The 12,512-nt window shown below is 68.7% G+C and carries 9 protein-coding genes; 5 read left to right on the top strand and 4 right to left on the bottom strand.

All coding sequences use genetic code 11. The features are described from left to right. Positions 1 to 16 precede the first annotated feature (16 nt). From FHW85_RS18520 to FHW85_RS18510, 3 genes are all read left to right on the top strand, one after another. The gene (locus FHW85_RS18520) at positions 17 to 1,282 is read left to right on the top strand and encodes an MFS transporter (RefSeq protein WP_168649239.1); all 1,266 of its coding nucleotides are present in this window, start codon (positions 17 to 19) and stop codon (positions 1,280 to 1,282) included. A 30-nt stretch (positions 1,283 to 1,312) separates the two neighbouring features. Then, positions 1,313 to 1,987 carry a glutathione S-transferase gene (locus tag FHW85_RS18515; protein WP_168649238.1) on the top strand — a complete coding sequence of 225 codons (675 nt, stop codon included), beginning with the start codon at positions 1,313 to 1,315 and terminating at the stop codon, positions 1,985 to 1,987. A 100-nt stretch (positions 1,988 to 2,087) separates the two neighbouring features. Beyond that, positions 2,088 to 2,417, top strand: a complete 330-nt coding sequence (locus FHW85_RS18510; protein WP_167252677.1) for a hypothetical protein — start codon at positions 2,088 to 2,090, stop codon at positions 2,415 to 2,417. A gap of 150 nt (positions 2,418 to 2,567) precedes the next feature. Here the strand turns inward: FHW85_RS18510 and aceE are convergent, their stop codons facing one another. The 4 genes from aceE to rsgA form a co-directional block, all read right to left on the bottom strand. Beyond that, positions 2,568 to 5,261, bottom strand: coding sequence for a pyruvate dehydrogenase (acetyl-transferring), homodimeric type (aceE, locus tag FHW85_RS18505; RefSeq protein ID WP_168649237.1), 2,694 nt, complete (start codon positions 5,259 to 5,261; stop codon positions 2,568 to 2,570). A gap of 356 nt (positions 5,262 to 5,617) precedes the next feature. Next, complete coding sequence (locus tag FHW85_RS18500) at positions 5,618 to 7,903, bottom strand: NADP-dependent malic enzyme (protein WP_168649236.1); 2,286 nt, start codon at positions 7,901 to 7,903, stop codon at positions 5,618 to 5,620. Between the two features lie 185 nt (positions 7,904 to 8,088). After that, a complete protein-coding gene (locus FHW85_RS18495; RefSeq protein WP_168649235.1) occupies positions 8,089 to 9,363 on the bottom strand; it encodes a flavohemoglobin expression-modulating QEGLA motif protein in 1,275 nt (424 codons plus the stop codon). A gap of 25 nt (positions 9,364 to 9,388) precedes the next feature. Then, positions 9,389 to 10,441, bottom strand: a complete 1,053-nt coding sequence (gene rsgA / locus FHW85_RS18490) for a ribosome small subunit-dependent GTPase A (RefSeq protein WP_167252681.1) — start codon at positions 10,439 to 10,441, stop codon at positions 9,389 to 9,391. A gap of 139 nt (positions 10,442 to 10,580) precedes the next feature. Here rsgA and FHW85_RS18485 point away from each other — a divergent pair, with 139 nt between their 5' ends. Further along, a complete protein-coding gene (locus FHW85_RS18485) occupies positions 10,581 to 11,819 on the top strand; it encodes an aminotransferase class I/II-fold pyridoxal phosphate-dependent enzyme (RefSeq protein ID WP_168649234.1) in 1,239 nt (412 codons plus the stop codon). Positions 11,820 to 11,826: 7 nt separating this feature from the next. Then, a complete protein-coding gene (locus FHW85_RS18480; protein WP_168649233.1) occupies positions 11,827 to 12,423 on the top strand; it encodes an SGNH/GDSL hydrolase family protein in 597 nt (198 codons plus the stop codon). The last annotated feature ends 89 nt before the right edge of the window (positions 12,424 to 12,512 follow it).

The following is a 12,512-nucleotide window of genomic DNA, read 5'->3' as shown; positions in this document are numbered from 1 at the left end:
CCCGGCAAGGACTCCCATGTCGAACTCGACCTCCGCCGCCTCCCTGTGGCAGCACCCCGCCTTCGTGCAGTTCTGGTTCGCGCGCATCGCCTCCGGCTTCGGTTTCCAGATGCTCTCGGTGGCGGTGGGCTGGCAGATCTACGAGATCACCGGCCGCGCGCTCGACCTCGGCCTGATCGGCCTCGTGCAATTCATTCCTTCCGTGGTGCTGGCGCTGCCGGCGGGCCACGTGGCCGACCAGTTCGAGCGGCGGCGCATCGTGCTGCTGGGGCAGATCGTCGACCTGCTCGCAATCGCCGTGCTCGCCGCGCTCAGCCTGCTGCATGCGGCGCACGAGGCCGGCATCCTGGCCCTGGTGTTCGTGATCGGCGTGGCCAAGGCCTTCGAGTTTCCGGCGATGCAGTCGATGCTGCCGGCGCTGGTGCCGCCCGCGCTGCTGGGCCGCGCGATGGCGGTGAACGGTTCGGCCGGCCAGGCAGCGATGATCATGGGCCCGGCACTGGGCGGCCTGCTGTATGTGGCCGGCCCCGGCGTGGTGTACGTGGTGTGCGCGCTGCTGTATCTGGCCGCGGTGCTGCTGATGAGCCGCCTGCGCTACGAGCAGGCGCAGCCGAAGCGCGAACCGGCCACTTTGAAGACCTTGTTCGCCGGGGTGCATTTCATCCGCGCGCGGCCGGACGTGCTCGGCGTGATCTCGCTGGACCTGTTCGCCGTGCTGCTCGGCGGCGCCACCGCGCTGCTGCCGATCTTCGCCAAGGACGTGCTGCACACCGGCCCCTGGGGCCTGGGCCTGCTGCGCGCGGCGCCGGCGGTGGGCGCGCTGCTGATGTCGGTATGGCTGGCGCGGCACAACCTGGAGCGGCGCGTGGGCACGCTGATGTTCGCCTCGGTGGCGGGCTTCGGCGTGGCGACGCTGGTGTTCGCGGTGTCCACCTGGCTGTGGCTTTCGCTGGTGGCGCTGTTCGCGCTGGGCGCGTTCGACATGGTCAGCATGGTGATCCGCGGCGCGCTGGTGCAGCTGGACACGCCGGACGACATGCGCGGGCGGGTGAGCGCGGTCAATGCGATCTTCATCAATACCTCCAACCAGCTGGGCGAGTTCGAATCCGGCCTGCTCGCCGCCTGGCTGGGCGCCGTCAACGCCACGCTGATCGGCGGCATCGGCACCCTGGTGGTGGTGGGCCTGTGGATGTGGATGTTCCCCTCCCTGCGCCGGCGCCAGAAGCTGCATGCGGAACCGGACCCCGCCGAGGCGGGCGAACATGCGGCCAATACGCTGTAATGCCACGTCGCCGGCCATGAAGGGAATCCGATGATCACCGTCCACCATCTCAACAACTCCCGCTCGCAGCGCATCCTGTGGCTGCTGGAAGAGCTGGAGCTGCCGTACGAGATCAAGCATTACCAGCGCGACCCCAAGACCCTGCTGGCGCCGCCGGAACTGCGCCGCATCCATCCGCTGGGCAAGTCGCCGGTGATCACCGACGGCGAGCTGACCCTGGCCGAGTCCGGCGCCATCATCGAATACCTCGCCGACCGCTACGGCAACGGCCGCCTGCTGCCGGCGCCGGGCACGCCGGAGCGCCTGCGCAGCACGTACTGGCTGCACTACGCCGAAGGTTCGGCGATGCCGCCGCTGCTGCTGAAGCTGGTGTTCCAGCGCCTGCCCAGGAACCCGGCGCCGTTCTTCGTCAAGCCGCTGCTGCGCGGCATCGCCGGCAAGGTGCAGCGGGTGTTCGTCGATCCGCAGCTCAAGAACCACCTGGCCTATCTGGAAGGCGAGCTGGCCAAGGCGCCCTGGTTCGGCGGCGAGCAGTTCGGCGCGGCCGATATCCAGATGAGTTTCCCGGTGGAGGCCGCCGCCTCGCGCGCGGGACTCACCGCGGCCAGCCATCCGCGCCTGTGGGATTTCCTCCAGCGCATCCATGCGAGGCCGGCGTATCGCCGCGCGCTGGAGCGCGGCGGCCCTTATTCGATGGTGGACTGAAGGCGAATCAAGCACTTTGCTGAACCTTGCCGGCGCTGTTTACGCACCGCTCACGATGGCGCTGGCATGGTCTTTAACCCTGCATCGGAGGAGAACTGCCATGGGCCGTCAACGCGATATCGAGAGCACCATCAACGGCATCGGCGACCAGATGCGCGACCGCGCACGCCATTACGCGGACGTCGCGGGCAGCCACGCCGACGACCTGGTCGAGCGCGGCCGCAACCTGCGCCGCCGCTTCGGCCGCGACAAGGTCGACTACGCCCGCCGCCTCTCGCACGCCGCCGAGGACATCGCCGACGAGGCGAACTACCAGTACCGCCGCCTGCGCCGCCAGGTGAGCCGCCATCCGGTGGCGACCGCGGCGATCGTGGCCGGCACCATCGGCGCCTTCCTGCTGCTGCGCCGGGCGCTCCGCGACGACGATTGATCCCGGCGTTCAGACGGCTAAACAAAAAACCCGCCTTCCGGCGGGTGACGCGACAGAATAAAAAAAAACCGCCTTCCGGCGGGTGACGCGACAGAATAAAAAAACCCGCCTTCCGGCGGGTTTTTTGTTACTTCTCTCAACGCTTGCGCATCAGACGTACAGCGGATTCGGCTTCTCCGGATCCAGCTTGTACTCCTTCATGGCACGCGCCACGTCCTTCGGATTGACCTTGCCTTCCTTCGCCAGCGCCGACAGCGCGGCCTGGGCGATCCAGTAGCGGTCCACCTCGAAGAAGCCGCGCAGGTGCTCGCGCGTGTCCGAGCGGCCGAAGCCGTCGGTGCCCAGCACGGTGTAGCGCATGCCGTCCGGCACGAAGGCGCGGATCTGGTCGGCGAACTCGCGCACGTAGTCGGTGGCGGCGATGGCCGGGCCCTGGCGGCCCTGCAGCAGGGCGGTGACGTGCGGCACGCGCTGTTCGGCTTCCGGATGCAGGCGGTTCCAGCGCTCGGCGTCGAAACCGTCGCGGCGCACTTCGCTGAAGCTGGGCACGGACCAGATGTCGGCGGTGACGCCGAAATCCTTCTCCAGCAGTTCGGCCGCGGCGATCACCTCGCGCAGGATGGTGCCGGAACCGAGCAACTGCACGCGCGGCTCGCCCTTCTTCGGCTTGCCGGCGTCCTTGAACAGGTACATGCCCTTGATGATGTGCTCTTCCACGCCGGCCGGCAGGTCCGGATGGCTGTAGTTCTCGTTCATCACGGTGATGTAGTAGTACACGTCCTCCTGCTCCTGGAGCATGCGGCGCGTACCGTCCTGCATGATCACCGCCACTTCGTAGGAGAAGGTCGGGTCGTACGACTTCACGTTCGGGATCGCGCCGGACAGCAGGTGCGAATGGCCGTCCTCGTGCTGCAGGCCCTCGCCGTTGAGCGTGGTGCGGCCGGAGGTGCCGCCGATCAGGAAGCCGCGCGCGCGCATGTCGCCGGCCGCCCAGGCCAGGTCGCCGATGCGCTGGAAACCAAACATGGAGTAGTAGATGAAGAACGGCAGCATCGGCTGGTTGCTGATGCTGTAGCTGGTGGCCGCGGCCATCCAGGCGGCCATGCCGCCGGCCTCGGAGATGCCTTCCTGCAGCACCTGGCCCTTCTGGTCTTCGCGGTAGTACAGCAGCTGGTCGGCGTCCTGCGGGCGGTATTTCTGGCCGAACGGCGCGTAGATGCCGATCTGGCGGAACATGCCTTCCATGCCGAAGGTGCGCGCCTCGTCGGCCACGATCGGCACGATGCGCTCGCCGATCTGCTTGTCGCGCAGCAGCAGGTTCATGCCGCGCACCAGGGCCATGGTGGTGGAGATCTCGCGCTCGCCGGTGCCCTTGGTGATCTGCTCGAACGCCGACAGCTCCGGCGCCTTCAGCTTCACGTCGGAGGTGCGGCGGCGCTGCGGCAGCGAGCCGCCCAGCGCGCGGCGGCGCTCCAGCATGTACTGCACTTCCGGCGAGTCCTTGCCGGGGTGGTAGTACGGCACGTCCTTGAGCTTGTCGTCGGTGACCGGGATGTTGAAGCGGTCGCGGAAGTGGCGCACGGCTTCGTCGTCCAGCTTCTTCTGCTGGTGCGTGGGGTTCTGCGACTCGCCGGCCGCGCCCATGCCGTAGCCCTTCACCGTCTTGGCCAGGATCACCGTGGGCATGCCCTTGGTGTTCACCGCCTGGTGGTAGGCCGCATAGACCTTGTGCGGATCGTGGCCGCCGCGGTTGAGGCGCCAGATGTCGTCGTCGCTGAGGTTGGCGACCATCTCGCGCGTCTGCGGATACTTGCCGAAGAAATGCTCGCGCGTGTACGCGCCGCCGAAGGCCTTGCAGGCCTGGTATTCGCCGTCGATGGTTTCCATCATCAGCTTCTGCAGCACGCCGTCCTTGTCGCGCGCCAGGAGCGGATCCCAGTAGCTGCCCCAGATCACCTTGATGGCGTTCCAGCCGGCGCCGCGGAACACGCCTTCCAGCTCCTGGATGATCTTGCCGTTGCCGCGCACCGGGCCGTCCAGGCGCTGCAGGTTGCAGTTGATCACGAACACCAGGTTGTCCAGGCCTTCGCGGCCGGCCAGCGAGATGGCGCCGAGCGACTCGGGTTCGTCCGTCTCGCCGTCGCCCATGAAGCACCAGATCTTCCGGTCGGACTTCGGCACCAGGCCGCGGTGCTCCAGGTACTTCCAGAACTGCGCCTGGTAGATGGCCTGGATCGGACCCAGGCCCATCGACACGGTGGGCGCCTGCCAGTAATCCGGCATCAGCCACGGATGCGGGTACGAGGACAGGCCACGGCCCTTGCCCGCCACTTCCATGCGGAACAGGTCGAGCTGGTCTTCGCCGATGCGGCCTTCCAGGAAGGAGCGCGCGTAGATGCCCGGGCTGGAATGGCCCTGGTGGAACACCAGGTCGCCCGGGTGGTCGGCGCTGGGTGCGCGCCAGAAATGGTTGAAGCCCACGTCGTACAGCGTGGCCGAGGACGCGAAGCTGGCGATATGCCCGCCCAGTTCGCCCGGCTTGCGGTTGGCGCGCACCACCATCGCCATGGCGTTCCAGCGGACGAGGGTGCGGATGCGCCACTCGATCGCCGCGTCGCCGCTCATCTTCGCCTCGTTGGCCGGGGCGATGGTGTTGACGTATTCGGTGGTGGGATTGAACGGCAGGTAGCCGCCGGCGCGACGGGTCGAGTCGACCATCTTTTCCAGCAGGTAGTGCGCGCGCTCGGTGCCGTCGTGGTTGATGACCGCATTGAGCGAATCGACCCATTCCTGGGTTTCGGTGGGGTCGAGGTCCTGGTGGAGGATGTCGTCGAGCTGATCCATGGGGAGTCTTCTCTCCGCGACGCCGGGAACCGGCGCGGCTGCAGGTGGTGCATCGGGGATGCGGGAACCGTCCGAGTTTAGCTCCGGCGGGGTCGGGCCGCCAATTCGACGGGGGTCGATACGGGGCCGCATGGGGGCTGGGGCTTATTTAGAAATGGCAAAAAGAACCGGCGTGGTGAGCGCCGGTTCTCGATAAACCTTGAAGCTGGAACCCTTCTCCCTCTGGGAGAAGGTGGCGGCAGCCGGATGAGGGTTCGGCCGGAGCGGTGCACCTCACTCTTGCGCTCCGGCCGTACCCTCACCCCAACCCCTCTCCCCGTGCACAAATTGGTAAACGGGGAGAGGGGCTCACAGCATCAGCGGCTCTTCTGCTGCGCCCGGATCTGCGCATCCACCGCCGCAATCGCCGTCATATTGACCACCCGGCGCGGCGTCGAGGCTGGGGTCAGGATGTGCGCCGGCTTGTCCACACCCATCAGGATCGGGCCGATCGCCACGCCGTCGGTCATCACCCGCACCATGTTGTAGGTGATGTTGGCGGCGTCCAGGTTCGGCATCACGAACAGGTTGGCGCGGCCGGTCAGCGTGGTGTTGGGGAACATGCGCGTGCGCAGGCCCTCGTCCCAGGCGGTGTCGGCCTGCATCTCGCCGTCCATCTCCAGCTTCGGCAGGCGCGACTTCAGCAGCTCGTAGACCTTGCGCATCTTCGCCGCGCTGGGGTTGTCGTGGCTGCCGTAGTTGGAATGCGACAGCAGCGCCACCTTCGGCTCGATGCCGAACAGCTTCAGGCGGTAGCTGGCCTGCAGGGTGGCCTCGGCGATCTGTTCGGCGGTGGGGTCGACCTGCACGTGGGTGTCCAGGAAGAACCAGGCGCCCTGGTCGTTGATCACGCCGGTCATGGCCGAGGTGCACTGCACGCCCGGGTCCAGCCCGAACACGCTGCGCAGGTAGCCGAGCTTCTTGTGGAAGCGCCCGACCAGGCCGCAGATCATCGCGTCCGCCTCGCCGCGCTCGACCATCAGCGCGGCGATGAGCGTGGGCCGCGAGCGCAGCAGGTTCTTGGCCGCCGCCGGCGACACGCCGCGGCGTTCGGTGAGCGCGTGGTACTGCTGCCAGTACTCGTTGAAGCGCGGATCGTCGTCGATATTGGTCAGCTCGAAATCGACGCCGGCCTTCATGCGCAGGCCGAGGCGCTGGATGCGCGTCTCGATCACGCTGGGGCGGCCGATCAGGATCGGGAAGGCCAGGCGCTCGTCGATCACCGTCTGCACGGCGCGCAGCACGGTTTCCTCTTCGCCCTCGGCATAGACCACGCGCTGGCGGTCGGCGCGGGCGCGCTCGTACACCGGCTTCATCAGCAGGCCGGTGCGGTAGATGAACTGGCCGAGCTTTTCCTTGTAGGCGTCCATGTCGGTGATGGGACGCGTGGCCACGCCCGAATCCATCGCCGCCTGCGCCACCGCCGGCGCCAGCATCACCAGCAGGCGCGGGTCGAACGGGCGCGGGATCAGGTATTCCTCGCCGAAGGTCGGCACGTCGCCGCCGTAGGCGCTGGCCAGGTCGCCGGCTTCCATGCGGGCCAGCTCGGCGATGGCGCGCACGCAGGCGGTCTTCATCGCCTCGTTGATGCCGGTGGCGCCGACGTCCAGCGCGCCGCGGAAGATATAGGGGAAGCACAGCGCGTTGTTGACCTGGTTCGGATAGTCCGAACGGCCCGTCGCGATGATGCAGTCCGGCCGCACGCGCTTGGCGTCCTCCGGCAGGATCTCGGGATTCGGATTGGCCAGCGCCAGGATGATCGGCTGGCGCGCCATGGTGGCGACCATCTCGGGCTTGAGCACGCCGCCGGCGGACAGGCCCAGGAAGATGTCCGCGCCGTCGACGATCTCGGCCAGGGTGCGCGCCTTGGTGTCGCGCGCATAGCGCTGCTTGTCCGGGTCCATCTGGTCGCGGCCGGTGTACAGCACGCCTTCGCGGTCGTAGGCCAGGATGTGCTCAGGCTTGAGGCCCAGCGCCACCAGCATGTCCAGGCAGGCGATGCCGGCCGCGCCGGCGCCGGCGGTGGCCAGCTTCACGTCCTCGATCTTCTTGCCCACCACTTCCAGCGCGTTGAGCACGGCGGCGCCCACGATAATCGCGGTGCCGTGCTGGTCATCGTGGAATACCGGGATCTTCATCCGCTCGCGCAGCTTGCGCTCGACGATGAAGCACTCCGGCGCCTTGATGTCTTCCAGGTTGATGCCGCCGAAGGTGGGCTCGAGGCTGGCGATGATGTCGACCAGCTTGTCCGGGTCGCGCTCGTCGATCTCGATGTCGAACACGTCGATGCCCGCGAACTTCTGGAACAGCACGCCCTTGCCTTCCATCACCGGCTTGCCGGCCAGCGGGCCGATGTCGCCCAGGCCCAGCACCGCGGTGCCGTTGGTGATCACCGCCACCAGGTTGCCGCGCGCGGTCATCTCGCTGGCGGCGTTGGCGTCCTCGACGATGGCTTCGCAGGCGTAGGCCACACCGGGCGAATAAGCCAGCGACAGATCGCGCTGGGTGACCATGGCCTTGGTGGCCGAAACCTTGATTTTGCCGGGGCGCGGCAGGCGGTGGTATTCGAGGGCGGCGAGTCGAAGTTCTTCGGGGAGTGCCATGGGTGCGCGATTCGCTGGAGATGCGGAGGGATAGGAGTGCCGCTGGCGGCAACATCGCGGGATGTTAGCACCGCGCCGGTGCGATTCCCTTGCGCAATGCGCAAGAACGTACGCGTATGGCGAGCGCGGATGTGCGGCATTAAGCCACGCCGCATGGCGCGTGGCGGACGCTTAGCCCGAATGTGTTAGAGGCTCAATGACAGGCTCTCGGCCTGCACCCGTCCCATATGGATGCGGTTGACGAACAGCGAGAACGCCAGCTTGCCGGCCAGGCCGTGCACGTGCTGCATCCATGGCGGCAGCCAGCGCGGCGGCACGATCGCGCCGGATTCGAAATGCGGCTGCAGGCTCAGCACGTCGTGCAGCGCCAGCTTGCCGGCGAACAGGTGGCGCAGCATGTCCATGCGGCGCTGCTTGAGCGCCCAGCGGAAGAAGGTGTGCACGGTGAGCAGGCCGCTCAGGTACACGTTGTCCTTGGCGAAGGCCGAGCCGCCGTCCAGCGGCACGCCGCGGAACACGCGCTGGGCCGAGTGGAAGCTGTCGAACGGGTTCTGCCCGCAGTCGGAAAAATACTTGTAGACCTCGACGAAGTCGGCGCCGTTGAGCGCCATGTCGATGGCCAGGATGCGCAGGCTGATGCGCTTGAGCCGCGCGATGTCGATCGCGCCGGACATCAGCTCGGCGAACACCGCCAGCCCTTCCTGCGTGGCCGTCACACGCGGCGAGGTGCGCGCCAGCGAGGCCAGCACCGGCTGGGCGCGGCCGTTGAGCGCGGTCAGCGAATGCACGTAGGCCTCGTGGGCCAGCAGCTGGTGGCGGTCGTACTCGCTGAAGCGCGTGCCGCCGCGCAGGCGGATGCGGGTGGCGCCGGCCGCGGCCTTGGCGGTGAGTTCGTCGTCGACCTCGACGTTGATGACGCCTTCGCCGAAGAACCGGTCCAGCGTGGCGGCCAGGTCGGCGCGCAGCACGTCGGCCTGCATGGTGGCGCTGTCGTCGTCGCCGGGCAGGTCCGAGCCCAGTTCGTCCGACAGCTCCACGAAGTAGCGCGCCGCATCGAGGTTGCTGCGGTCGCTGCCGGGGATCGGGTCGCCCGGGCGGCCGTACAGCACGATCGACGGCGCGGTGAAGCCGGCCGTGCCCACCGCCTCGAGCATTTCCGCGGCGATGCGCCAGGACTCGGCGGTGCGGCACAGGTATTCGCCCATCGGGTCGTCGTGGCCGGCCTCGCGTTCGATCCTGGCCAGCTCGGCGCGCGCCTCGGACAGGTCCGGGCGCGGGTAGTCGACCTGCGGCAGGCTGAAATCGCCCTTGGTGAAGGCGGCGATCAGGCGGTTTTCCAAAGTGGCCGGCCAGGCCACGGTGGGCAGGATGCGGATGGCCTTCACCGCCGCCAGCAGGCGCTGATCCAGCTCGGCGTAACGTTGCAGGGTGGGCGTGAGCGTGGCGGTGACGGCGTTCATGGCTGGCTCCTGACCCGGGGGTACTTCATTCTTTGTCGCGTCCGCGATGCCCGTGCGGCTTGGTCGGCGGACGTCCGCCGCGCTGCCGGCGCAGGCGCGCCTCCAGCGTGGCGGCCTGTTCTTCGCGCTCGTCGCGCAGCTTGAGGTAATTGCGCCAGCGCTCGGCGGAGAGGTCGCCGTTGTCCAGCGCCGCCTGCACCGCGCAGCCCGGTTCGCTGCCGTGGCCGCAGTCGGCGAAGCGGCAGCGTTCGGCCAGGGCGTCGATGTCGGCGAACAGGTCGAGGTTTTCCTCGCCGGTGAGCTTCAGCTCGCGCATGCCGGGCGTGTCGATCAGGCAACCGCCGCTGGGCAGCTGCAGCAGGGCGCGGTGCGTGGTGGTGTGGCGGCCGCGGCTGTCGTGCGAGCGCACTTCGCCGGTGGCCATGCGCTCCCTGCCCAGCAAGGTGTTGGTGAGGGTGGATTTGCCCGCGCCGGAGGAACCGACCAGCACCGCGCTGTCGCCCGGCTGCAGGTAGCGCGCCAGCTCGGCCGCGCTGGCCGGGTCCTTGCCGTTGACCGCGTGGATCGGCGTGCCGGCGGGCAGGCGCGCGCGCAGGTTGGCGACCAGGGCCTCGGCGTCCTCGCGGATATCCAGCTTGCTCAGCAGCACCACCGGCTGGGCACCGGAATCCTCGGTCAGCGACAGATAGCGCTCGATGCGCGCGGGGTTGAAGTCGCCGTCCAGGCCGGTCAGCACCAGCACGTAGTCGATATTGGTGGCGATGATCTGCCGCTCGTAGCGCTCCCCGGCCGCGGCGCGCGACAGCACGGTGCGGCGCGGCAGCACCTTGACGATATGCGGCGGGCTGCCCGGTTCCAGCTCGACGAAATCGCCCACCGACGGGCGTTCGGCGGGATCCAGGCCGCGTTTCAGGAAATGTCCGGCAGGCTGCGCCCCGAACAATGAGGCACCATCGTGCAGCTCGTAGCCGGCGCGGTGCTGCGCCACCACCCGGGCCAGCCGGAGATTGCCTTCCGGGAGGGCATCGCCGCGCCAGCCGACGCTGCGCAGACGTTCGATGGTCTCGGCCTGAGTCATGAGGGGCGATTATGCCCTGCCCGCACGTCGCCCGGAATCGGGCCAGCGCACGCCTCGCACGGCCTCGCGGCCGCTGCTAGCATGCGGAAGCACCCCCAAAAGCGCCGCACAGCGCTGAGCACTCGAAGGATCCAAGACGTTGGCCCCGATCAAACCCAGTGCGCACCTGGCTGAAGTGCGCTACGAAATCCGCGGCGCCCTTACCCGTCGTTCGCGTGAACTGGAGGCCGCCGGCCTGCCGATCATCAAGCTCAATATCGGCAACCCGGGCCGCTACGGCTTCGAAACCCCGCCCCACCTGCGCGAAGCCATCGCCGCCCACCTGCGCGACAGCGAAGCCTATGGCCACGAGCAGGGCCTGGAAGAAGCCCGCGAGACCATCGCCGCCCAGCAGCGCGCCCGCGGCGCGCGCGGCGTGGAAGTGGAGCGCGTGTTCGTCGGCAACGGCGTCAGCGAACTGATCGACCTGAGCCTGCGCGCCCTGCTGCAGCCGGGCGACGAAGTGCTGCTGCCCAGCCCGGACTATCCGCTGTGGAGCGCCGCCACCATCCTCAACGACGGCCAGCCGCGCTATTACCGCTGCCTGGCCGAGAACGGCCACCTGCCCGATCCGGACGAAATCGAGGCCCTAGTCACCGCGCGCACCCGCGCGATCGTGCTGATCAATCCGAACAACCCCACCGGCGCCGTGTATCCGCGCGAGCTGCTGGAGCGCATCGTGCGCATCGCCGAGCGCCATCACCTGCTGCTGCTCACCGACGAGATCTACGACGAGATCCTCTACGACGGCGCGCAGTTCGAGCCGCTCGCCCGGGTGGCCGGCGACGTGCCCTGCGTCAGTTTCGGGGGCTTGAGCAAGGTGCACCGCGCCTGCGGCTACCGGGTGGGCTGGATGAGCCTTTCCGGCGACCCGTCGCGCACCCACGACTACCGCGACGCCCTGCAGCTGCTGGCCGCGCTGCGCCTGTGCGCGAACGTCACCGCGCAATGGGCGGTGCGCCCGGCGCTGGAGAGCAAGCCGACCATCGGCGCGCTCACTTCGCCCGGCGGGCGGCTGCACGAGGCGCGGCGGATGATCCTGGAAGGCGTGGCGCAGAGCGAATTCCTCGACCTGGTCGCCCCCGGCGGCGCGCTGTACGCGTTCCCGCGCGTGCGCGCCGACCGCGTGCCGCATTTCGACGACAATGCCTTCGCCCTGCGCCTGCTGGAAGAAGAATCCGTGCTGGTGGTGCCGGGCAGCAGCTTCAACGTGCCGGCCAGCCGCCATCTGCGCCTGACCCTGCTGCCGCCGCCGGAACAGCTGCGCGAGGTGTTCGTGCGCATCGAGCGCGTGCTCGCGCGCATGGCCGAGGGACAGCAGACGCGCGCGGTCGCCTGACCGCCGCATGCTCAGCTATCTCGCGCTCGGCGATTCCTACACCATCGGCGAAGGCGTGCCCGCCGAGGGCCGCTGGCCGATGCGCCTGGCCGCCGCCCTGCGCGCGCAGGGCGTGGCGCTGGCGGACCCCATCATCCTCGCCACCACCGGCTGGACCACCGACGAACTCTCGGCGGCGATGGACACCGCCGCGTTCGCGCCGCCATACGACCTGGCCAGCCTGCTGATCGGCGTCAACAACCAATACCGCGGCCGTTCCGCCGACGCGTACCGAGGTGAATTCCGCCGCCTGCTGGAACGCGCGATCGCGCTGGCCGGCGGCCGCCCCGGCCACGTGCTGGTGCTGTCGATTCCGGACTGGGGCGTCACCCCGTTCGCCCGCGACAGCGGCCGCGACACCGCGCGCATCGCTGCGGAGCTGGACGCCTTCAACGCCGTCGCCGTCGCGGAAACCCGCTCCATGGGCGCGGCCTTCGTGGACATCGCGCCGATCTCGCGCGACTTCCCCGCCCTGCTCGCCGACGACGGCCTGCATCCCTCCGCCGCGCAATACGCGCTATGGGCCGAAGCCGCGCTGCCGGCCGCGCGCGCCCTGCTGGCCTGAGCACGCCTTTCGCATCGCAACAAAGCTGCAACCGCGCCGCCACGAGCCGGTGACCTGCCCCGCGCAGACTGAGCTCCCGGATACCACCG

Origin of the sequence: Dyella sp. SG609 (genome assembly GCF_012275375.1) — a bacterium.
GTDB lineage: Bacteria > Pseudomonadota > Gammaproteobacteria > Xanthomonadales > Rhodanobacteraceae > Dyella_D > Dyella_D marensis.
The sequence above is the reverse complement of the archived record's forward strand: the minus strand, read 5'-3'. Positions and strand labels throughout refer to the sequence as shown.